Source organism: Tardiphaga sp. P4_G1 (assembly GCF_056401215.1).
This window is the reverse complement of sequence record NZ_JBFUJU010000003.1, coordinates 392,841-413,341: the sequence shown is the minus strand read 5'-3', so window position 1 is coordinate 413,341 and position 20,501 is coordinate 392,841. Positions and strand designations below refer to the sequence as shown.

The 20,501-nt window shown below is 60.4% G+C and carries 23 protein-coding genes; 8 read left to right on the top strand and 15 right to left on the bottom strand.

The genetic code is table 11. The features are described 5' to 3' along the window. Positions 1-70: 70 nt before the first annotated feature. Genes flhB through motA form a run of 6 tightly spaced genes read right to left on the bottom strand, consistent with a single transcriptional unit; the run spans position 71 to position 4,762 of the window. Entirely contained in the window at positions 71-1,147 is a 1,077-nt protein-coding gene (flhB, locus tag AC1DUY_RS09620) for a flagellar biosynthesis protein FlhB (protein ID WP_175369215.1), read from the bottom strand. A 12-nt stretch (positions 1,148-1,159) separates the two neighbouring features. Beyond that, on the bottom strand, positions 1,160-2,197 hold the full coding sequence (locus AC1DUY_RS09615; protein WP_093757676.1) for a flagellar motor switch protein FliG: 1,038 nt from the start codon (positions 2,195-2,197) through the stop codon (positions 1,160-1,162). A gap of 27 nt (positions 2,198-2,224) precedes the next feature. Beyond that, positions 2,225-2,623 (bottom strand): flagellar motor switch protein FliN, encoded by a 399-nt coding sequence (gene fliN / locus AC1DUY_RS09610; protein ID WP_175369216.1) that lies wholly within the window; start codon positions 2,621-2,623, stop codon positions 2,225-2,227. Between the two features lie 33 nt (positions 2,624-2,656). Beyond that, positions 2,657-2,941, bottom strand: a complete 285-nt coding sequence (locus AC1DUY_RS09605; protein WP_093757678.1) for a hypothetical protein — start codon at positions 2,939-2,941, stop codon at positions 2,657-2,659. Next, positions 2,922-3,857: a FliM/FliN family flagellar motor switch protein gene (locus AC1DUY_RS09600; protein WP_089263426.1), complete on the bottom strand. Its 936-nt coding sequence runs from the start codon at positions 3,855-3,857 to the stop codon at positions 2,922-2,924. Before AC1DUY_RS09600 ends, AC1DUY_RS09605 begins: the two co-directional genes overlap by 20 nt. Continuing rightward, on the bottom strand, positions 3,857-4,762 hold the full coding sequence (motA, locus tag AC1DUY_RS09595) for a flagellar motor stator protein MotA (RefSeq protein ID WP_256461226.1): 906 nt from the start codon (positions 4,760-4,762) through the stop codon (positions 3,857-3,859). Before motA ends, AC1DUY_RS09600 begins: the two co-directional genes overlap by 1 nt. Before the next feature lie 154 nt (positions 4,763-4,916). Here motA and AC1DUY_RS09590 point away from each other — a divergent pair, with 154 nt between their 5' ends. From AC1DUY_RS09590 to fliI, 3 genes are read left to right on the top strand one after another with little or no spacing between them, the layout of a single operon-like run. Continuing rightward, positions 4,917-5,699 (top strand): DUF1217 domain-containing protein, encoded by a 783-nt coding sequence (locus AC1DUY_RS09590; protein WP_441230997.1) that lies wholly within the window; start codon positions 4,917-4,919, stop codon positions 5,697-5,699. 1 nt (position 5,700) lies between these two features. Next, entirely contained in the window at positions 5,701-6,471 is a 771-nt protein-coding gene (flgF, locus tag AC1DUY_RS09585; RefSeq protein ID WP_093757679.1) for a flagellar basal-body rod protein FlgF, read from the top strand. A gap of 28 nt (positions 6,472-6,499) precedes the next feature. After that, positions 6,500-7,831, top strand: a complete 1,332-nt coding sequence (fliI, locus tag AC1DUY_RS09580; protein WP_175369218.1) for a flagellar protein export ATPase FliI — start codon at positions 6,500-6,502, stop codon at positions 7,829-7,831. A gap of 15 nt (positions 7,832-7,846) precedes the next feature. On the opposite strand, the gene hutH is transcribed toward fliI, so the two are convergent. Beyond that, complete coding sequence (gene hutH, locus AC1DUY_RS09575) at positions 7,847-9,373, bottom strand: histidine ammonia-lyase (protein ID WP_478113821.1); 1,527 nt, start codon at positions 9,371-9,373, stop codon at positions 7,847-7,849. A gap of 146 nt (positions 9,374-9,519) precedes the next feature. Then, positions 9,520-9,849 (bottom strand): GCG_CRPN prefix-to-repeats domain-containing protein, encoded by a 330-nt coding sequence (locus AC1DUY_RS09570; protein WP_231078751.1) that lies wholly within the window; start codon positions 9,847-9,849, stop codon positions 9,520-9,522. Positions 9,850-10,274: 425 nt separating this feature from the next. Here AC1DUY_RS09570 and AC1DUY_RS09565 point away from each other — a divergent pair, with 425 nt between their 5' ends. After that, positions 10,275-10,955, top strand: a complete 681-nt coding sequence (locus tag AC1DUY_RS09565) for a spermine/spermidine synthase domain-containing protein (protein WP_175369219.1) — start codon at positions 10,275-10,277, stop codon at positions 10,953-10,955. 24 nt (positions 10,956-10,979) lie between these two features. Here AC1DUY_RS09565 and AC1DUY_RS09560 read toward each other — a convergent pair whose 3' ends face one another. Both AC1DUY_RS09560 and AC1DUY_RS09555 read right to left on the bottom strand, forming a co-directional pair. Beyond that, positions 10,980-11,237 carry a DUF3551 domain-containing protein gene (locus AC1DUY_RS09560; RefSeq protein WP_478113818.1) on the bottom strand — a complete coding sequence of 86 codons (258 nt, stop codon included), beginning with the start codon at positions 11,235-11,237 and terminating at the stop codon, positions 10,980-10,982. A 158-nt stretch (positions 11,238-11,395) separates the two neighbouring features. Next, positions 11,396-12,385: a Bug family tripartite tricarboxylate transporter substrate binding protein gene (locus AC1DUY_RS09555; protein ID WP_184512391.1), complete on the bottom strand. Its 990-nt coding sequence runs from the start codon at positions 12,383-12,385 to the stop codon at positions 11,396-11,398. Between the two features lie 153 nt (positions 12,386-12,538). On the opposite strand from AC1DUY_RS09555, the gene AC1DUY_RS09550 reads away from it, so the two are divergent. Together AC1DUY_RS09550 and AC1DUY_RS09545 are read left to right on the top strand one after the other, a co-directional pair. After that, the gene (locus tag AC1DUY_RS09550) at positions 12,539-12,952 is read left to right on the top strand and encodes a VOC family protein (RefSeq protein WP_439060119.1); all 414 of its coding nucleotides are present in this window, start codon (positions 12,539-12,541) and stop codon (positions 12,950-12,952) included. A 123-nt stretch (positions 12,953-13,075) separates the two neighbouring features. Beyond that, positions 13,076-14,671, top strand: coding sequence for an AMP-binding protein (locus tag AC1DUY_RS09545; RefSeq protein ID WP_478113815.1), 1,596 nt, complete (start codon positions 13,076-13,078; stop codon positions 14,669-14,671). Positions 14,672-14,683: 12 nt separating this feature from the next. On the opposite strand, the gene AC1DUY_RS09540 is transcribed toward AC1DUY_RS09545, so the two are convergent. After that, positions 14,684-15,778: an HD-GYP domain-containing protein gene (locus tag AC1DUY_RS09540; protein WP_089263417.1), complete on the bottom strand. Its 1,095-nt coding sequence runs from the start codon at positions 15,776-15,778 to the stop codon at positions 14,684-14,686. 214 nt (positions 15,779-15,992) lie between these two features. Here AC1DUY_RS09540 and AC1DUY_RS09535 point away from each other — a divergent pair, with 214 nt between their 5' ends. Beyond that, positions 15,993-16,334, top strand: a complete 342-nt coding sequence (locus tag AC1DUY_RS09535; RefSeq protein WP_093757685.1) for a hypothetical protein — start codon at positions 15,993-15,995, stop codon at positions 16,332-16,334. Positions 16,335-16,409: 75 nt separating this feature from the next. After that, the gene (locus tag AC1DUY_RS09530) at positions 16,410-17,081 is read left to right on the top strand and encodes a dienelactone hydrolase family protein (RefSeq protein ID WP_478113813.1); all 672 of its coding nucleotides are present in this window, start codon (positions 16,410-16,412) and stop codon (positions 17,079-17,081) included. A gap of 162 nt (positions 17,082-17,243) precedes the next feature. On the opposite strand, the gene AC1DUY_RS09525 is transcribed toward AC1DUY_RS09530, so the two are convergent. The 4 genes from AC1DUY_RS09525 to AC1DUY_RS09510 form a co-directional block, all read right to left on the bottom strand. Then, a complete protein-coding gene (locus tag AC1DUY_RS09525; RefSeq protein WP_478113811.1) occupies positions 17,244-18,245 on the bottom strand; it encodes a Bug family tripartite tricarboxylate transporter substrate binding protein in 1,002 nt (333 codons plus the stop codon). Between the two features lie 227 nt (positions 18,246-18,472). Further along, the gene (locus tag AC1DUY_RS09520) at positions 18,473-19,099 is read right to left on the bottom strand and encodes a polysaccharide biosynthesis/export family protein (protein ID WP_184520053.1); all 627 of its coding nucleotides are present in this window, start codon (positions 19,097-19,099) and stop codon (positions 18,473-18,475) included. A 183-nt stretch (positions 19,100-19,282) separates the two neighbouring features. Continuing rightward, positions 19,283-19,939, bottom strand: coding sequence for a peptide-methionine (S)-S-oxide reductase MsrA (msrA, locus tag AC1DUY_RS09515; protein WP_478113809.1), 657 nt, complete (start codon positions 19,937-19,939; stop codon positions 19,283-19,285). A 184-nt stretch (positions 19,940-20,123) separates the two neighbouring features. Next, positions 20,124-20,438, bottom strand: coding sequence for a hypothetical protein (locus tag AC1DUY_RS09510; RefSeq protein WP_068729932.1), 315 nt, complete (start codon positions 20,436-20,438; stop codon positions 20,124-20,126). Positions 20,439-20,501: the final 63 nt, after the last annotated feature.

The window sequence follows — 20,501 nt, the reverse complement described above, 5'->3', positions numbered from 1 at the left end:
CCTTCATCATGGTTTACAAATGGAAACTTGTCCGAGGCTGGAGATGCGCATCACGACATGCACGGAGCGCTTACGCATTCGTCTTCTGCTTGCGCGAATGCAGGAAGTAGATGATTTCTGCGACAGGACGGAAAAACTCCGCCGGGATCATCTTGTCGATGTAAGCAACATCATACATCGAGCGCGCCAGCATCTTGTCTTCCACCACCGGGACACCATTCTTCTCGGCGATTTCCCTGATCTTCAGCGCGATCAGGTCCTGCCCCTTTGCAAGCACCGTTGGCGCAGCGTCTTCGCCCTGCTTGTACTTCAGCGCAATCGCGTAATGCGTAGGATTCGCGATCACCAGCGTGGCGCGCGGAACGGCCGCCAGCATCGACTTGCGAGCGCGATCACGCGCCAACGAACGCAACCGTGATTTGACGATCGGATCGCCTTCAGCCTGCTTGAACTCGTCCTTGATCTCCTGCTTCGTCATGCGCAGTTCGCGGCGCCAATGGAAGCGCGCCCAGACGAGATCGAGCGATACCAGGACAATAGTTGCAATGCTGATGGCGGAGACGAGCCGCATTGCGGTAGTCAGCACCAATTCCGGAACGGCCGCCGGATCGCTAAACAATGCATTCACGGCCACGGCCTCCTCAGCCCGCAGGACGATCATCACGACCAGACTGATAGCGACGAACTTGAAGACCGACTTTCCGAATTCCACACGCCCCTGCGCACCGAAGATTCTGCCCCAACCTTTCGCTATTGAGATGCGCGAGGCTTCCGGCTGGATGCGATCGAACACAATTCGCGGTGCGTTCTGCAGGAAAGATGACGCCAGCCCGGCCAGCATCAGGACGATAACAATCGGAATAACCAGTCCCGCCGCACTCATACCGACCGCGGTGAGCAACTCAATAGCATCCGTTCCATTACGGATGCGGATGCCCGACGGATCGTCGATCAATCGGGCTAAAGTGAAAGTCAGCTTTCTGACGTTGTCGGTGGTCAGAAAGCTTTGAATAATCAGCAGTGCGAGCATAGAGGCGAAAATCGGCGCTTCGCGCGAGACCGGGATTTGGCCCTTCTCGACGGAATCACGAACCTTCTTCTCTGTCGCCTCTTCGGTTTTACTGTCCTTATCGGGTTCGTCAGACACAATGCTCTATCTTCAGGTGAATACCGGCTGATCTTCTTGATCGGGGTTGAGTTCAATTTCGCCGCGTCCGGCCATATCGAGCGCAAGGTCGGTAATGGCGCGCCGCGCATCCAGGATCTCGCGCTGATTGGCGGGGATACCGTTTGCCAGTTCGTGATCCACCAGACGACGGGTACGCGAGGCGAGCGACGACAGAATGAGCTCGCGGAATGTCGTATCCGATCCCTTGAGCGCCATCACCACACGGTCCGTCGGCACCTGATCGAAGATCAGCATGCGTGCCTTGGCCGTCAGGTTCACGATGTCGTCGAAGGTAAACAGCATGCCCTTCAGAATCTCGGCCGACTTCGGCCGCGATTCGGTGAGGTTCTTCAGCGATTCCTCCATCTGCGTCCGCTCCATCTTGTTGATGATGTCAGCCATGCGCGGATAGGTGTCGGATGCCAGGTTCCGAGCGAAGTTGATCATGAAGTCTTCGTGCATCGTTTTCTCGATAATGCCCATGGCATCCTCGACAACCGGCTTGAGGCTGAGCATGCGCCGCATCAGGTCGTGCCGGATATCCGGCGGAAGATGACTCATCACGCGAGCAGCACATGCCGGCTTCACCCGCGAGAGAATGAGTGCCGCGGTTTGCGGATGCTCCTTGAGAAGATAGTTGGCGAGCAGGCTTTCCGAGACGAGAGAGATGCGTTCCCACACCGACTTCGTCTTGTTGCCCAAAACTTCGGAGATAATGTCAGTAATCTGTTCTGGCGGCAGCACGCCGTTCAGCAGCTTCTCCAGCTCACCGACGGTGCCGAAGATATTCGGACCTTCCGAGAAATTCTGGGCGAATTCCTCGATGATCGCCTCGAGTTCAGGCCCCGAGATGGGCTTGAGCTCGGCCGCCGCGCGCGTGACCAGTTTGATCTCTTCGGGATCAAACTCCCGAAGCAGGCCGCCCGAGAGCTCACGCCCCATGGCCAGCAGAAGAGCTGCTGCTTTCTCGGTGCCACCCAGCGGTTTGATGCTGGTGCCGGCGCGCTTAGCAGGTGCATTGAATGCCATTAGGAATATCTCTTTGGGAAAATCTCTTTAAGCGTCCGGATCCCCAGCCGCTCCTCCGACGATTTCCGTCAGCGATACACCGAAACGCGAATTTTCGTCTTCCACGACCACGACCGCACCGCGCGCAACGATGCGTCCGTTGACGACGACTTCGACAGGTTCGCCCACACGGTGATCGAGCGGGATCACTGCGCCGCGGCCAAGCTTCATCAGATCCGCGACCGGCATGGTCGCTGAGCCGAGCAGCACCTGCACCGTGACCGGGATGCGCAGGATAGGTTCAAGATTCGTCAGCCGGCTGGTTTCCTCGGCAGCGCGAGCTGCAAGATCTGCCAGTTTGCCGAACGACGCGCCGTCAGCCTTGAGCGGGTCGCTAGCTGTAGCGGTCGCTGCGCTTACTGGATCGATATCGAATGGTTGCTTCATATCCCCTGCCTTCTTGAAAACTCAGATCGTGGCCTAAGCCGGATTTTGTGCCGCAGTGCGAGTATCGATTTCCGCGATAGCCTTGCGCGCCTCATCTATTTTGTCGCCAAGCGCCTGAACCATTTGCCGTCCGTCCGAACTGAATTCGCGTACCATCAATACCATGTCGTCCACCGTCTCGTTGGTCTTGCCGACCACCGCAGTGAACTCCCCCTGATGTGCGCGCAACTTCACGAGTTCACGATGCATCTTGGTGACGCGGATGCTCGTGAAGAGCAGAGCCGCAAAAAGGATGATGTCAACGAGCGAGGATACCATCGATAAATTCCCGTTTTTGGTCGGCCGATTCCTTGACCTGCAGTGAATAAACGCCATTCATCTGGCCGAGCTGGCACCAGAACAGGCGTTGATCATTGCATTCGAGGCGAACCATCGTGTCCGGCGTGGCGTTGAGCTTGAGCACCTGGCCGACGTGAAATTTTGCGACCTCGCCGAGAGTAAACTGCCGCTCTTCGAGAACCGCCTTCAGAACGACTTCGGTCCGTTTGATCTCGCTGTGCAACTGACGGCTCCAGTTCGGATCGGTGGATGCCGACTCACCGGATACGATCTGCGACAGCGACTGCCGGATCGGATTAAGCGCTGCGTGCGGAATGACGATGAACATCTCGCCGCCGCGATCGAGACCTTGCAGCAGGATCTTCGCACACACGGCCATGTTGTTGAGGCGGCCGATCGCAAGATAGTCCATGCGCGTCTCGACACGTTCTAGGTTGAACGTCACGTCGGAAGCGCGGTCGAATGACGCCTGCAACGCCTTGCCAAAACGCTCGAACAGCGATTGCGCGACATGCAACTCCACATTCGAGAATACCCGCGGCATATCCAGCGGCGGCTCCGCACCATCGGCGCCGAACAGGAGCTCGATCATGGTGTAGACGAAATCGCGATCGAAACCGATCAGGATGCGCGCATCCCATGCTTGCGCATAGAACACCGCGGCAATGGCTTCGCCTTCATAGCGATCGAGGATATCGGAGAGGCGATCGCTGCCCACGCTGCTTAGCGAGAAATACGACTGCGAGGGCGACATGGATCGCAGGCTTTCGGCACAAAGATTCGTCATCTGGTCGAAAATCACATGCAGCATCGGCATGCGTTCGACGGAAATTCCGGCAGCCCCTAAAAGTTGATCTGATCCTTGATCTACGCGGCCTGACTTTACTTCTGACATCAGGCCCGTGCTCCCGCTTTCGCCGAGGATTCAGCAGGTGCCGCCTTCGCGGGACCGCCGGAGATGGTTTCGCTTTCGACGACATCAATCGACGGGCGTTCACCGGGGCCAATCATCTTGCGGCCGTGTTCGATCGCGATCTGCGGCAGGGCCCCATTCATGAAGGCGAGCAGTGACTGCTTGACGATTACATACATCCGCGCGCGCTGCTCGCGCACCAGCTTGATCTTGTGGGCCAGCGGCGCGACAAGACCGTAGGACAAGAAGATGCCGGCGAATGTGCCGACCAGAGCCGCGCCGATGAAGCCGCCGAGCAATTTCGGGGATTGGTCGAGAGCGCCCATCGCCTTGATGACGCCGAGTACCGCGGCGACGATACCGAGCGCCGGCAGTCCTTCGGCCACCATCATCAGCGAGCCATATGGTTTCATCTTGCTGCGAATGATGGTTTCGATTTCCTCGTCCATCAGCGCTTCGATCTCATGCGGCCGCGCGCTGCCCATGATGATCAGGCGGAAGTAGTCGCAGATGAAGTGCAGAAGCGGCTCATTGGCGAGAACGGTCGGGAAGGCGGTGAATATTTCTGACGATGATGGATCGTCGATATGAGCTTCCACCTCGTTGCGACCCTTGTTTCGTACCTCGCGCATCAGAGAATGCAGAAGCCCGAGCAGATCGAGGTAATGGCGTTGCTTCGGCACTGCGACCGTCAATGCCTGCACGGTGGCGCGGCCGGTGTCGACCACGGTTTTCCAGGGATTCGCAATGACATAGGTGCCCAGCGACATCCCCATGATGATGACGAACTCCCAGGGCTGCCATATCACGCTGAGATGCCCGCCCATCGCGGTGAAGCCGCCGATCAGACTGGCGAGTGTGATAATGACGCCAAAGAGAATGCTCAAGCGCACCGCTCCAAATTGAGGATACGATTCACTTAGGCAACGATGCTTGCACGAGGCTGACATCGGCCTGCGGCGGCCAGCCCCGCGCAAGCTTGTGCGGGGAGTTTGAGGCCAGTCTCGCCGCATGCGCCCGCAGACTGGGAACCCACTGCCGATGGTCTCGACAATCGCAAGCTACCAGCTGATCTCCAAGAATATTGTCAAATCGTTGCAGCAGACGATGGAGAAGCCGGACGTGTCGAAGGACACGGAATACTACCTGTCACACATCCGCGATGTGAAGACGATCGACGAGTTCATCGGCGACTATCGGTTGTTCAGCTATGCCATGAAGGCTTACGGGTTGAGCGACATGACCTATGCCAAGGCGTTCATGCGCAAGGTTCTTACGGAAGGTGTTGCCAGCTCGACCACATTCGCCAACAAGCTTTCCGACGCCCGCTACCGCGAATTCGCCACTGCATTCGACTTTGCCAAACTGGGTGACCAGGCGACGAGCACGACCGCCGCGCAGGTCGGCACCGTCGAGAAATACGTCCGGCAGCAACTCGAGGAAGACGCCGGATCGCAAAATGAAGGCGTTCGTCTGGCACTCTATTTCGAGCGCAAGGCGCCCAAGATCACCAGCATCTATCAGATTCTCGCTGATCCGGCGTTGATCAAGGTCGCCCAGATCGCGCTTGGCATCTCACCGATGACCTCGATGGCGGATGTCGACAAACAGGCGAATATGCTCAGCGCGAAAGTCGACATCGCGGATTTCCAGACCCCCGAAAAGCTGCAGACGTTCCTGCAGCGTTTTTCGGTGATGTGGGAGATGGAGAACGGAACGTCCACCGCCCAATCGGCTTCAAGCACCCTTATCACGCAGCCGCTCGAAATGGGCCTCAGCACGGACGTGCTGACCACCCTGCAGAACCTGAAAATCGGACGATAAAATGCAATCAGCGCTCTATGTCAGCCTCTCGGCCCAGGTCTCGCTTGAGAAGCGACTCGAAACCATTGCCAACAACATGGCCAATATGAAGACCGCCGCGTTCCGTGCCGACGCGGTGAAGTTCGAGACTGCAATGTCGCGCGCAGCAACGCAGGCGGTCGCGTTCTCCTCGCCCGGCGAAAACTTCATCTCCCGCAAGGAAGGCGCTATCACCCAGACGGGCAATACCCTGGACGTGGCGGTCACCGGAAATAGCATGGCCGCTTACCCCGGCGGCCCCGATCCCGGCCACACGACGTGGATGGCGTTTGCTGGGCCGAACGGCACCGTCTATACGCGCGATGGCCGCATGCAGATCGACATCAACGGGCAGCTTCAGACCCTCACCGGCTATCCAATCCTCGATTCTGGCGGCACGCCGATCATCGTCGATCCCGACGCCGGCCCGCTGACGATCGTGCGCGACGGCACCATTTCGCAGGGCCGCATCCAGGTCGGTCAGCTTGGCCTGTTTGACATCGCTCCGGACGCAAAGCTGGAACGATTCGGAACGTCAGGCGTGATTCCGAGCAAGCCGGCGACCACCGCGCTCGACTTCGTCACGGTCGGCTTTCAGCAGGGCTACGTCGAAGGATCAAATGTCGATCCTCTGACAGAACTCACACAGATGATGACCGCACAGCGCACCTTCCAGAGCGTCAGCTCATTGATCGACAATTCCGAAAGTACCATGCAGAACGCCATTCGCACGCTGGGCGATCCAAAAGCCTGATGCCTGATGTGACCGGCGGGAGAGCTCGATGAACGCGCTTGAAAAACTCGAATCGACCATCGCAACCCTGCGCCGGGACGTGCCCACGGTTCGTGTCGGTGGCATGGTGTCCGAGGTGACGCCGACGCATTTTCGCGTCTCCGGCCTGTCGCGCTATGTCAGGCTCGGTGAATTGATCGGACTGGAAATCGACAAGCAGGTTCATCTCGGTGAGGTCGTGCGGATCGATACTGACGGCGTAACGGCCAAACCATTCGATTCCCACTTTGCTGCCGGCCTCGGCGTTCCCGCCTTCCGTATGCCTCCCAAGACACTGTCTCCACATCCGGCCTGGAAAGGTCGCGTCATCAATGCGCTCGGTGAGCCACTGGATGGCGCCGGCGACATGCCGGTCGGCGAGCGCGAGATGCAAACGGATGCTAATCCCCCGCCAGCGATGAGCCGCTCGCGCGTGAGCAAGCCGCTCCGTACCGGCGTCCGCGTCGTGGATCTCTTCACACCGCTCTGTATCGGCCAGCGCATCGGCATTTTCGCTGGTTCCGGCGTCGGCAAAACCACCCTTCTTTCGATGCTGGCACGCAGCGCCGGCTTCGACACCGTCGTCACTGCACTTGTCGGCGAGCGTGGACGAGAAGTACGTGAATTTCTCGAAGAATCGCTGGTCCATCACAGGACCCGCGCGATCACAGTCGTCTCAACGAGCGACGAAAGCCCGATGATGCGTCGACTGGCGCCGAAGACGGCGATGACCATCGCCGAATATTTCCGCGATCGCGGTGAATCGGTGCTGTTGATCGTCGATTCAGTAACGCGCTTCGCCCACGCATCCCGTGAAGTCGCGCTCGCTACCGGCGAGCCAGCGATCGCACGCGGCTATGCGCCGAGTGTCTTCAGCGAACTTCCGCGGCTGCTGGAGCGTTCAGGACCGGGCCTCGAAGGCCAGGGCTCCATTACCGGCGTCTTTGCCGTGCTGGTCGATGGTGACGATCACAACGAGCCCGTGGCGGATACGGTGCGTGGTACACTGGACGGGCACATCATGCTCGATCGCGACGTCGCCGATCAGGGCCGCTATCCAGCCGTCAATGTGCTGTCATCGGTGTCGCGCCTCGGCCAGCATGTGTGGTCGCCGGAGGAAGCTAATCTGGTGCGTAAGCTGCGCGCCATGATCGCCCGCTTTGAGGACACCCGCGACCTTCGCCTGATGGGCGGCTATCAGCCCGGCCGCGACAGTGAACTCGATCAGGCCGTCCAGCTCGTGCCCAAGATCTACGACGTGCTGCAACAGCACCCGACCGACCCGTCCTGCGCGGAGCCGTTCCAGGAATTGCTCAGCGTGATCAAGACCGCAATCGGCTAACTGCGCTCCCGCGTTCTAGACACCCGGGATCGCGTCGAGATTCGCTGCCGCGACGATCGCGCCGGATCGCACGAGGCGAAGCGATTTCTGGATGTCGTCGTGAAAATATCGGTCCTCGTCGAGATGGGCGACGTCTGCCCGGATACGTGCGCGAACGCTCTCCAAACGATCGCTGGACTTCAGCGGCGCATGAAAATCGCAACCTTGCGCACCCGCCAGGAGCTCGATGGCAATGACGGCCATCGCATTCTCGATCATCGGCAGCAGCCGGCGCGCCGCATGCGCTGCCATCGAAACGTGGTCTTCCTGATTGGCAGATGTCGGGATCGAGTCGACGCTGGCAGGATAAGCCCGCTGCTTGTTCTCAGATACCAGCGCCGCGGCCGTCACTTGCGCGATCATGAAGCCGGAATTAAGCCCCGGCTTCGGCGTCAGGAACGCGGGCACACCGGATAACACCGGATCCACCAGCATGGCGATCCGGCGCTCTGAGATCGATCCGATCTCACAGATCGCAAGCGCCATCATATCCGCCGCAAAGGCAACCGGCGCTGCATGGAAATTGCCACCGGAGATCGCGATATCGTCCTCGGCAAAGACCAGAGGATTGTCAGAGACCCCATTCGCTTCAGTAAGAAGTGTGGTGGCCGCCTGCCGCAAAACGTCCAACGCGGCGCCCATCACCTGAGGCTGACAGCGGAGGCAATAAGGATCCTGAACGCGGACGTCGCCGGTACGGTGCGACTCGCGAATCGCGCTGCCGGCGAGAAGTTCCTTCAATGCCTCGGCCGATACGATCTGCCCTTCATGCTTGCGCAGTTGATGGATGCGCGGATCGAACGGCGTATCCGAGCCACGCGCCGCATCGGTGGACAAGGCACCACTGACGAGTGCGGTCTTGAAAAGAATTTCAGATTCGAACAATCCCGCAAGTGCATAGGCTGTCGAGAACTGTGTGCCGTTCAGCAGCGCCAATCCTTCCTTCGCCTGCAGCTCGATCGGCTGCAGACCCGCACTGGCGAGCGCCTCCGTCGCCGGCAATCGCCCGGACGTCGTCAGCGCCTCGCCGACGCCGATCATGACCGACGCCATATGCGCGAGCGGGGCCAGATCGCCCGAGGCGCCGACCGATCCCTGCGCCGGCACGATGGGCGTGATGTCATGCGCAATCATGGCGCTAAGCAACTGGACCGTCTCCATGCGGACGCCGGAGAAACCCTGCGCCAGGCTCGCAAGCTTGAGGCACATCATCAGCCGCACCACCGGCGCTGGCGCCGGGTCCCCGACGCCCACGCAATGCGACAGCACGATGTTTTTCTGGAGGGCCGTGATGCTTTGGGCTGCTATGCCGACATGAGCAAGCTTTCCGAAGCCGGTATTGATGCCATAGACGGGTTCGCCCTTGGCGACGATCCGGGCAACCGCCTCAACACTGGCATTGATGCGGGGAATACAGCTCTCATCGAGAACCGGTACTGCCCCCCGATAGATCGACCGCCAGTCCGCCAGCGTCACCGTACCCGGTGTGAATCGCATCGTCATTAAAGTGTCTCCAGGCCATCCGTAGATGGCCCAAGGCAACACATTCAACGCTGCGCTTCAATGTTTGCGCAACAAAAAGGCCAGCCTTGCGGCTGATCGACAGTCAGATCGTGCGCTGCGACGTGCGACGCAGCGTCACGTTTGCCTTATGGCTTCCAGCCGCCGCCCGGCAGATTGCCGTGATAGGGCGTGTTGCGGCAGTGGCCCCACGGACCGCGCCAGTAACCGGGAGGGCAGCCGTTCCCCATTACGGGAGCTTCCTGATAGTAGCCGCCCGGGAGTGGGCCGTAATAAGGTGTATAGCGGCAGCCACCATAGGGACCGCGCCAGCCGTTCGGACCGCAACCACCCGCAACCGGGATCACGTGCGCTTCGACAGCGATGCTCTGGCCCATCATCGGCGCAGCACTTGCCTGCGTCGAGACGATGAACATGGCGACGAGACATGCCGCCATCATGTGCAGAATTTTGGTCATTCTATTCCTCTCGATGAGTTGAAGATCACTCGGCCCCGACGAAAGCGTCTTCGCCTTGCCGCGCGATGCGCAACCCGAAGATGCATTGGTCTTTATTCTGCTTAGAGGCACGGGATACCGTTGGCAATTCCGTTCTATCAATGCACCGGCACAACCCGTTCGGTTAGTTATCCGCCCGTTAAGAACGGCGAACAGAGCTGCCGCGCGAAGTACTTCATCAGTGTAGTTCCCTTTAAACGAAGATGCAGCGACGTGTTGGAGCTATTCCAGAGACCGGAACCCTGCATCCGATCCCGCTGCGATCGAAGTGCTGCGACACGAGCGACTTCAATTGCCGCAAGGCCTTTGCATGATAGCCGAGTTGCGTGGAGCTCGGTTCTCGCGCTACCACGGGCCGCCGCGCAATCGCTTGATGAAAGACACCCGTGCTACCCTGGAAACTGATCGATACGACCGAAGTACCCGGCGGCGGCGTGCCGCTGCGCCTGATGCAGCGCGGGCAAGAGTTCACCATCAAGCTCGGCCAGAACGAGTTGATGAGCAGTCGGCTGTTCGGCTCCGAGGAAGCGCTGGCGACACTCACCTGCTTTCGCCTCAAGGACATGAAGGCGCCGCGGCTTTTGATCGGCGGCTATGGCATGGGCTTTACATTGCGCGCTGCGCTAAAGGTGCTCGGCCCGAAGGCGAAGATCACGGTGGTCGAACTGGTGCCCGCGATCGTCGCCTGGGCGCGTGGCCCAATGGCCGAGCTATCCGGCGACAGCCTGAGTGATCCGCGTGTGGAGATTATTGAAGGCGATGTGGTCAAGGCCATTGGCAGCGCACGCGGCAAATATGATGCGATCCTGCTCGACGTCGATAACGGGCCCGAAGGCCTGACGCGAAAATCGAATGATGCGCTCTATGACCTGAAAGGGTTGCGCGCGGCCCAGGCCGCGCTCAGTCCGGGCGGCGTACTGGCCGTCTGGTCGTCATTTCCATATGACAAATTCACGGCACTCCTCGGCAAGGCAGGCTTCAACGCCGAGGAAATCAAGATCCGCGCCACCGGCACACGCGGTGGCGCCCGTCATGTCATCTGGTTGGCGACGAAGCCAAAAATATAGCCGTTGCCGCCGTTAAGATGGATTTTAATAGGCAACCGAACGCCGACTGCGGCGCGGTTCGGCATAAGGCTGCGAGCTGAACGCCAGACGCGGATTGACGATGCAGTCGACGCCGCGACCCGATGCAGTGGCCTGGCACGCTTCATAACTCGGATAGGAGCAATCGGTCCCGAAGGCCTGCGACTGGATACAATAGGGATAGGTCGGGGCGGCAGCTGCAGGGCTGGAAGCCATGGCCGAAACACCACCAACAGCCAACACGGCCAGCATCAGATTGCGCATCACGTCTTCTCCTCCGCGGCAGCGGTCCTGTGACATCTCCAGAAAGCAACAGAGCCTGCGGATGAACGTTCCCGCAAGCTCCGATACATCCCGGTCTTGTGATTACGCGCTTACGCTGGCGTGATCACAAGGGTTAGACACCATAGTGCCGCATGGGTTCATTCGACCTTAAGGCCCGCGGCTTTGACCACTTTCTCCCACTTCTCGGTCTCCGCGACGATCATCTTACCGAACGCTTCTGGCGGTCCGATCAGCGGTTCGCCGCCGAGATCGATCAGCTTGGCCTTGACGGCCGGATCCGCCAGCACCGCATTAACGTCCGCGTTGAGCTTGGCGATAATCTCCGGCGGCGTCTTCTTCGGCGCACCCATGCCGAACAAAGCGCTGGCCTCATAACCCGGCACGGTTTCCGCGACGGTCGGCACATCGGGTAGCAGCGACGATTTGTCGGTGGTCGTCACCGCCAGCGCGCGAAGGCTGCCCGAGCGGATATGCTGGATGATTGACGGCATGTTGTCGAAGATCACCTGGACCTGACCGCCGAGCATGTCGGTGATCGCTGGCGCAGCACCGCGATAGGGGACATGCTGCATCTTGGCGCCTGACAGCATCATGAACATCTCGCCGGACAGATGCACCGAGGTGCCGTTACCCGACGACGCCATGTTCACCTTGCCCGGATTGGCCTTCACATAGGCGATGAATTCCCCGACGGTCTTCGCCGTGATGTCCTTGTTGACGGTCATCACATTGGCGGTGCGATGGAAGGCGGCGACAGGCGCGATATCACGCACGAAATTGAAGCTCAGCTTCCCATAAAGCGTCGCGTTGATGTAGTTCGCCGGATTGACCAGCAGGATGGTGTAGCCGTCGGGTTCTGCATTCACGACAGATTCGGTGCCGATATTGTTGCCGGCGCCCGGCTTGTTCTCGACGACGAATTGCTGACCGGTTCGCTCGGATAGCTTCTGCCCGATCAGGCGGGCCAGAATATCGGTTGCACCGCCAGCAGGATAGCCGACGACAAAGCGAACCGGCCGCGTCGGATAATCCACGGCCAGCGCCGAGCTGACGGGAACGAGAGCGGTTGCAGTAAAAGCAGAAAAGCCAAGCGCAATCAGACCGATCGCGGCACGACGTGACGTCATATTTTATTCCTCCGGCTGCCGCAACTTTGCGCGCGGTCAGCGTGTGTTGAATTGACAACGGCCGTATCTACCAAACAATTCAACTATCGGCCAGTGCGACACTACTGCGGCACCAGCCCAAAGAAACGTCAAGGCAACGCCAAGGACCATTTCATGTCCCTCACCGTCACGGCCCTCGATCATCTCGTCCTGAATGTCACTGACGTCCAGCGCTCAGCCACCTGGTATCAACGCGTCCTGGGCATGGAAGTGAGGGTGTTCGATCCCGGTCCGGGAAAGTTACCGCGCACATCGGTGAGTTTTGGCGTGCAAAAGATCAATCTGCGGCCGATCGGCGCCGATAAGGTCGAGTGGTTCACGGCGGATCATGAGATGGCCGGCAGTGACGACCTCTGTTTTCTCACTGCATCACCGCCCGACGCCGTGGTTGCGCATCTCGGCGCTTGCGATGTTGCTATCGAGGAAGGCCCGGTGGCCAAACAGGGCGCGCGCGGCACCTTGCGCTCGGTCTATTGCCGGGATCCCGATGGCAGCCTGATTGAAATTTCGTCTTACGAAATAGGCTAATCCTGCATGCCGGGGCGGTTTGCGCCGCGCCGCCGCCGATGGCACAACATCTTCCGTAAGAACAAGAATAAGAAAGTCGCACCCGCGTAAGCGGTCGCTCCGGCGGCTTTCGACGGAGGATGCATGCCCCACCCCGCGACGAATCCCGCCATGATTCCCGGTTCGATCGGCCCGTTCGACGGCATGGACGTGCCGTGGCTGCTGCGCATGCACGCCGAGACGCGTCGCGATCACCCTTTCATCATCTGGTCGCCATTCGATGCACCGGCGCGGCCATGGACCTATGGCGAATTCTACGATCGCGTCGGCGCACTTGCCGCAGGCCTCGCCAGGCGCGGCATCGTCCAGGGCGACTATGTGCTGATCCATCTCGACAATTGCGTCGAGATGTTGCTGGCCTGGTTCGCCTGTGTCGAACTCGGCGCCATCGCGGTCACCACGAATACCCGTTCGTCGGCTGCGGAGATCGAATATTTTGCGGATCACTGCGGCGCGGTCGCGGCAATCACCCAGCCATCCTATGCCGAACTCGTCGCCGCCAACTGCCGCAAACTGCGCTGGATCGCGGTGACGTCGCACAACGCCGGCGCGTCGGCTGACGGCCATGCAGTGGGCAAGGCTGAGCGGTTCGAATCCCTGTTCGCTGACAGCACCGATCGTCCGCGCCGCGCGGTCGACCCATGGGCGCATTGTAGCGTCCAGTATACGTCAGGCACCACATCGCGGCCCAAAGCGGTGCTGTGGACCCATGCCAATGCGCTGTGGGGCGGCAAGGTGAATGCTGCGCATCAGGACCTGCATGCGTTCGATACGCATATGACCTATCTGCCGCTGTTCCACACCAACGCACTGGCCTATTCGATGCTGGCGACGTTGTGGGTCGGTGCCTCCCTCGTGCTTCAGCCGCGTTTTTCCGCGCGCCGGTTCTGGAACGTGGCGCTCGAACATCGCGCGACCTGGCTGTCGACGATCCCGTTCTGCATGAAGGCGCTGCTCGAGCACGACGTGCCGAAGCATCATCACTTCCGTCTGTGGGGAGCCTCGTTCTGCGATCCGCCCGCCTTCGCGAAATTTAACGTCAAGATCATCGGCTGGTGGGGCATGACCGAGACCATCACCCACGGCATTATTGGCGAGGTCGACCAGCCCAATACGCCGATGGCCATCGGCCGCGCCGCAACCGAATATGGCATCCGCGTCACCAACGACGACGGCACGCCGACTGCCGTGGGTGAGACCGGCAATCTCACGATCAAGGGCATTCCCGGCCTATCGCTGTTCAAGGAATATCTGCACAACGAGGCCGCGACTTCAGACAGCTTCGACGCGAACGGCTTCTTCATCACTGGCGACCGCGTCACGCTACTCGAGCGCGGCTATATCAAGTTTGGTGACCGTGCGAAGGACATGCTGAAAGTTGGCGGCGAGAACGTTGCCGCATCGGAGATCGAACAGGTCGTCATCACCGTGCCCGGCGTGCGCGAAGCCGCCGTCGTCGGCAAAAAACATCCCATGCTGGATGAAGTGCCGGTGGTTTTCATCATCCCGCATGCCGGCGTCGCGCAGGCACCACCAGCGCTGCATGAGAGTGTCATGGCGGCTTGCAAGCGCGGGCTGGCGGATTTCAAGGTGCCGCGCGAAATCCACTTCGTGGATGAGATGCCGCGTTCGACGCTTGAAAAAGTGGCCAAGGCGGAATTGCGCAAGCTGCTGGCCTGAGGCGAACGGCGCTTACGCGCCGAGCGCCACCGGGCGGAACACCTGTAGCAGTTGCTGGTCGATCTTGTCGCCCATCTGCTCCATGATCTCGAACGCCTTGGCATGCGTGAAGGCCATGCGATACGCACGCCGCTCCACCAGAGCCGCGTGGATGTCGACGATGGTCATAAGGCGAACGATGTCGCTGATCTGGTCGCCGGCCAGCGCATCGGGGTAGCCGCTGCCATCCAGGAATTCGTGGTGATGCAGCACCACGTCGAGCATCTCGCGCGGAAAACTGCCCTGCGCCACCAGAGCTTCGAAGCCGAGACGCGGATGTTTGCGCATCTCGAGCGTCTCGTCCTCGGTGAGCTTACCCGGCTTGTCCAGGATCGAGACCGGGATGAAGGCCTTGCCCACATCATGGACGAGGGCTGCGCGCGTGAGGCGGCGCTGATCTTCGTCGCGCATGCCCAGATGCTGCGCAAAGGCCACCGCGAACCCCGTCACGAATAGGCAGTGACGATAGCTGTGATTATGATGACGGCCGACGGCGGCCAGCCATTCGCGCAGCGATGTGCGCTTGATGGCCTTCAGAATCTGGTTCTCGGCTTGCATCACGTCGTTGAAGGTGAGCGGAACGCCGGCGGGCAGCTTCTCGAAGATCTTGACCATGACCGCATGCGCCGCCTCGACGCCGCGATTCAGCGCCTTCCCGCGGGCGGAGAAGTCCTCGTCATGCGGGTTCGGAAACGCGGCGCGGATACGCTGCATGATGCCACGTGCATCGAACGGCCGCGCGATCGTATCGGTGGCGCCGAGCGCCCAGGCCTGCATGGATCCGTGATGCAGCGAGTCGGCCAGCACGAACAGGCGCGGTATCGCTTCATAGGATTTGTGGCGCAGTTTGTTGCGCACGCGCTGCACGGCCTCTGCCGAGCGCAGATTGATATCGACCACGATACCCGACAGCTCGCTGGGCGGCGTCTCCGGAATGGCTGACGTTGGGACAACATCGACTTCGCCGACCTTCTGCAGGATATCGACGAGTTCGCTGCTGTGATCGCTGCGGTCCGATGCCAGAAGCAGTCGGCGGCGCGCCGGCGATTGGTTGACTGAAGCGGTCATATGCCCTCGATCTATTGCGGCGAACGGGCCGCAAGCAGGACATACATACCTTGGAACAGGGTTCTTGAAGCTTAATGGGTATTGTTAATGCTTCCTGATCGCCCCCCGGAAGGTTTCATTCCGGGGGATAGCACTATCAGTCGGTTAGGGCTTTCGCGAAAACTTTAAGCAATCCCGCCTTGCGCCGGAATCCGATCCGGAAAACAATCGCGCCATGAAGACCATCAGGTTCATCCTCGGCGTCGCGACCGCCCTCGCCGTCACGGTTCCAGCCCACGGGCAGCCCGCCGGGACGAGGCCCGATCTGCCATTCACGGCAACCCTTTCGAACGCCACCCCGCTGGCTTTTGGGATGGCGGCGGATGACGCCGCCCGTATCTTGGGCACCCCGCTAACCTATGTCAGCGGCCGACCGGGCGATGAGATCTATCTGGCGATCCGCACCTTCGGCGGCAGCGGCTTCTTCGACCGCCGCGACCGCCTCTATCTCCAGTTTCGCAAGGGACGCCTGACCGGCTGGAAGGGCGACTGGGGCCGGCATTGGATGTGGCAGTAGCCGCTTTGTGAGTAGACCCGTGCTGTCGTCCGCGCCAAACAGACCTCACCCCTTAACAACGATATGGAATACCTCGTGGGACAAGACATCACGCTGACTGCATCTGACGGCTTCAAACTCGGCGCCTACCGCACCCAGCCTGAGGGCAAGCCCAAGGGCGCCGTGGTGGTGATCCAGGAGATCTTCGGCGTAAACGACCACATCCGCACGGTCTGCGACCGCTTCGCCGTGCAAGGCTATGTGGCGGTGGCGCCGTCGATTTTCGATCGCATCGAACCCAACTTCCAGTCCGGCTATTCACCCGAGGAAATCGCCATCGCGCGCAAGTTCGTAGCCAATCCTGATTGGCCCGCGATGCTGCGCGACACCCAGGCCGCGATCGATTCCGTTGGGGATGTCGGCAATGTCGGCATCATCGGCTTCTGCCTTGGCGGCAGCGTCGCCTTCGCTGCTGCGACGAAACTAACCGGCCTCAGCGCCGCCATTGGCTATTACGGCGGCGCCGTGGTGCGCTTTGCCGACGACAAGCCGACCGTACCGACGCAGCTGCATTTCGGTGAAAAGGATCACGGCATTCCGCTCTCGGACGTCGAAACCATCCGCGCCAAGCGGCCGGATGTGGAGATCTTCGTCTATGACGGGGCCGAACACGGCTTCAATTGCGATCAGCGCGCCAGCTACAACAAAGCCAGCGCGGATGTTGCGAGAGAACGGAGCCTCGCGTTCCTCGCGAAGCATCTGAAGTAAGCCGCCGCCCTCTCCACGTCATTGCCGGGCTTGACCCCGCAATCCACCTTTGCGGCACCAACAAGCGCTTGGGCAAAGCTGGATACCCGGGTCAAGCCCGGGTATGACGACTGAGAGGGAGCAGCCTCGATCTTTCCCTGCCAGTCGGGAGAGATTGGAACATCACTCGCCCTTCACGCCCGCTGTCTTTGCCACCGTTGCCCAGCGCTCAAAGTCGCGACGCAGGCTCTTCTCGAAGGACTCGGGGCTATCACCGACCGGAACGAGATTGACCGCCTGCAGGCCGGCGGTCCCCTCCGGCGAATTGATGATGCGACCGAGCTCGGCCGACAGCTTGCTCACAATGTCCTTCGGCGTCGCTGCTGGCACGAAGACGCCGACCCAGCCTTCAGCCTCGAAACCGGGATAGCCGAGTTCGGCCATGGTCTGCACGTTCGGCAGCTTGGGCTTGCGTTTCTCGCCGCCCACTGCGAGCGGACGGATCTTGCCGGCTTCGAGCTGCGGACCGGCCGTGGTGAAGTCGAGGAAGGCCGCCGTGACCTGATTGCCGAGCAAGTCGTTCAAGAGCGGCGCGGCGCCACGATACGGCACATGGGTCATATCAATGCCGGTGTTCTTCTTCAGAAGCTCGCCATAAAGATGCGACGTCGTGGCATTGCCAAAAGTGCCGTACGGATATTTTCCGGGACTGGATCTAGCAAGATCGACCAGTTCCTTCACCGACTTCATCGGTTGCGCTTCGGGCACGACGAGCACGATCGGCGAGATCGCGACCTGCGTGACGGGCGCGAGATCCTTGAACGCATCGTAGGGCAATTTCGACATCAGGCTCGGCGCTTGGATGATCTGCGTGATTGCGATCAGCACCGTGTAGCCATCGCCCGGAGCCTTGGCAGCGAAATCGTTGCCGATCACGCCACCGGCGCCCGGCTTGTTCTCCACGGTGACGGTCTGTTTCCAGGATTCTTGCAGCTTCTGCGCAAGTAGGCGCGCCGCGACATCGGTGGCACCGCCGGGCGCATAGGGCACGACGAAAGTGATGCGCCGATCGGGATAGGATTGCGCGGTCTGCGCAAATGCTTGCGAAGACAGCGCCGCTCCCAGCGCCACGATGGCTGCCAGAGTGACGCCGCGCATCACGTTGACCGACGGACTGGTCTTCATCTCTTCTCCCCCTGATATCCATATGTGCCGACATGGCGGCGCATTTCAGCGAGTTGGCCTCGCTTGATCATTGCTACAGGGCGGGACACGATTCTGATACAGAGCAACGCGTATCCTGACGCCAATGCGCCGATACATCGCAGCCAATTTCATCGCGGGAAAGCGCGTCTATTCCGTGAAGCGGAGAAAATCGCGTGTGAGGTGATGACCGCGATCGATGCGTGCGATCAGAACCAGCGCTCGCTGACCAGCACCGTATCACCGGGATTGATCGGCGTGCCCAATGGCACCACGGCGCGGTACGAGCCCTCGACGGTGGTATGGGTCAGCGTGACTTCATCACGCTTGGCGCGTGGCGAGAAGCCGCCGGCAATTGCGATCGCGCTCTCGACGCTCATATTGGGCACGTAGGGATACTGTCCAGGAGCGGCAACTTCACCGAGGATGAAGAACGGACGGTAGGCTTCGATTTCGACAGCCACCGACGGCTCGCGAATGAAGCCATTGCGCAGGCGGCCGGTGATGCTCGCAGCCAGGGCAGCGGGCGTCATGCCACGCGCCGGCACGCGACCGATCAGCGGCATGGTAATCGCGCCACCAGCATCGATGGCGTAGGAATTGGTGAGACCTTCCTGGCCGTAAACCACCACGCGCAGCTTGTCGCCGGCATCGAGCTTGTACTGCGCATCATAGGTCGAGACCGGGGGAGCATAAGCAACCGGCACTGCTGCCGGCCCGTAACCCGGGCGGCCATAAGCTAGCGTGTCGAGATCGGCAGCCGGCGCGATCACTGCAACAGGACCGGGTCTGCGCATGCAGCCGGACAAAGCCAGCGCGGCAACCGCGACAATCATGGGCAGACGAAACGCGCAGGCAAACGACACTGGACATATCCCTCATAGAGGCAGCCTCGGTTTTGGCCTCTTATGGTTAAAATTCCGTTGTCATGGCCTTGCAGCAGGCAGCAAAAAGCCCGCCTTCGGGAGCTCCGAAAGCGGGCTTTTGGCGTTGTTCATCTACACTTAGCCGTGGTCAGCTCAGGCCGTGACACCGACCCCGATCGGGCACGACACACCGGTGCCGCCGAGACCGCAATAGCCGCCGGGGTTCTTTGCCAGATACTGCTGGTGATAGTCCTCGGCAAAGTAGAACTTCCCGGCCGGCGCAATCTCGGTGGTGATGGTGCCGAGGCCCTTCGCGGACAGTGCCTTCTGATACGCCGCCTTCGACGCTGCGACGGCATCGCGCTGTGCATCGCTGAAGGTGTAGATCGCGGAACGATATTGCGAGCCGATGTCGTTGCCCTGACGCATGCCCTGGGTCGGATCGTGGCTCTCCCAGAACGTCTTCAGCAACTGCTCGTAAGAAATCTTCTTCGGATCGAACACCACCAGCACCGCTTCGGTGTGACCGGTACGGCCCGAGCAGGTCTCTTCATAGGTCGGGTTCGGCGTGAAGCCGCCGGCATAGCCGACCGCGGTCGTATAGATGCCGTCGCCGAGCTCCCAGAACTTGCGCTCAGCACCCCAGAAGCAACCGAGCCCGAACACCGCCCGCTCAACTCCTTCTGGATAGGCCGGCTGGATGTTGCTGCCATTGACGAAGTGATGCTTGGCAGTGGGGATCGGCGTATCGCGACCGGGCAGTGCTTCGGCGGCGGTCGGCAATGCAGCGGTCTTGCGCATGAAAAGCATGGATCATCTCCCGGCGCGCTCGCGAACGAAGTGGACTCCGGTTCGCTGGACGAACGCGCAGATCTGGGGGCCAACAGCACCCGCGAGGCAGAACCGGATTCACTCCTGCCGCGCGGCGTATCTCAGGTGGCAATATAGGTATCTACGAGGGAAACGGCAGGTGTGTTACGTCGTCGAGCGCCGTTCAATTCCGCGAATAGCCGATCAACGGCTTGCTTGGCCGAAACAACAGCATCAGCACGATGCCGAGCACGCCCATGACGGCCCAGGCCGGCTGGTTGAGCAGCAATTTGAGAAGCCCGCTGAGGAACGGCGCATTGGCATCGACCATCGCCTGGAAGGAACGCTGGCTGGCCTGGTTGATGTCGTTCCAGAACTCCCCGAGCCGGGTCAGCCGCAGCGCCTGATCGGCAATCGAGCGCGCCCCATCATAGACCAGGAACACGAACCCGCCGGCCAGCAATAACAGCCCTATCAGGCGGAAAAACCCGCGGATCATCCGAATCCCCTCATCGCTCTCACCCCCGGCAATACCGGGCAAACCCGAGAAATTCAACCTCAT

Coding starts and splice junctions, on each gene's coding strand:
- AC1DUY_RS09615 (WP_093757676.1), bottom strand. CDS start 2,197: ATGGCATTCAATGCACCTGCTAAGCGCGCCGGCACCAGCATCAAACCG.
- fliN (WP_175369216.1), bottom strand. CDS start 2,623: ATGAAGCAACCATTCGATATCGATCCAGTAAGCGCAGCGACCGCTACA.
- AC1DUY_RS09605 (WP_093757678.1), bottom strand. CDS start 2,941: ATGGTATCCTCGCTCGTTGACATCATCCTTTTTGCGGCTCTGCTCTTC.
- AC1DUY_RS09600 (WP_089263426.1), bottom strand. CDS start 3,857: ATGTCAGAAGTAAAGTCAGGCCGCGTAGATCAAGGATCAGATCAACTT.
- AC1DUY_RS09590 (WP_441230997.1), top strand. CDS start 4,917: ATGGTCTCGACAATCGCAAGCTACCAGCTGATCTCCAAGAATATTGTC.
- flgF (WP_093757679.1), top strand. CDS start 5,701: ATGCAATCAGCGCTCTATGTCAGCCTCTCGGCCCAGGTCTCGCTTGAG.
- fliI (WP_175369218.1), top strand. CDS start 6,500: ATGAACGCGCTTGAAAAACTCGAATCGACCATCGCAACCCTGCGCCGG.
- hutH (WP_478113821.1), bottom strand. CDS start 9,373: ATGACGATGCGATTCACACCGGGTACGGTGACGCTGGCGGACTGGCGG.
- AC1DUY_RS09570 (WP_231078751.1), bottom strand. CDS start 9,849: ATGACCAAAATTCTGCACATGATGGCGGCATGTCTCGTCGCCATGTTC.
- AC1DUY_RS09560 (WP_478113818.1), bottom strand. CDS start 11,237: ATGCGCAATCTGATGCTGGCCGTGTTGGCTGTTGGTGGTGTTTCGGCC.
- AC1DUY_RS09555 (WP_184512391.1), bottom strand. CDS start 12,385: ATGACGTCACGTCGTGCCGCGATCGGTCTGATTGCGCTTGGCTTTTCT.
- AC1DUY_RS09550 (WP_439060119.1), top strand. CDS start 12,539: ATGTCCCTCACCGTCACGGCCCTCGATCATCTCGTCCTGAATGTCACT.
- AC1DUY_RS09545 (WP_478113815.1), top strand. CDS start 13,076: ATGCCCCACCCCGCGACGAATCCCGCCATGATTCCCGGTTCGATCGGC.
- AC1DUY_RS09540 (WP_089263417.1), bottom strand. CDS start 15,778: ATGACCGCTTCAGTCAACCAATCGCCGGCGCGCCGCCGACTGCTTCTG.
- AC1DUY_RS09535 (WP_093757685.1), top strand. CDS start 15,993: ATGAAGACCATCAGGTTCATCCTCGGCGTCGCGACCGCCCTCGCCGTC.
- AC1DUY_RS09525 (WP_478113811.1), bottom strand. CDS start 18,245: ATGAAGACCAGTCCGTCGGTCAACGTGATGCGCGGCGTCACTCTGGCA.
- AC1DUY_RS09520 (WP_184520053.1), bottom strand. CDS start 19,099: ATGATTGTCGCGGTTGCCGCGCTGGCTTTGTCCGGCTGCATGCGCAGA.
- msrA (WP_478113809.1), bottom strand. CDS start 19,939: ATGCTTTTCATGCGCAAGACCGCTGCATTGCCGACCGCCGCCGAAGCA.
- AC1DUY_RS09510 (WP_068729932.1), bottom strand. CDS start 20,438: ATGATCCGCGGGTTTTTCCGCCTGATAGGGCTGTTATTGCTGGCCGGC.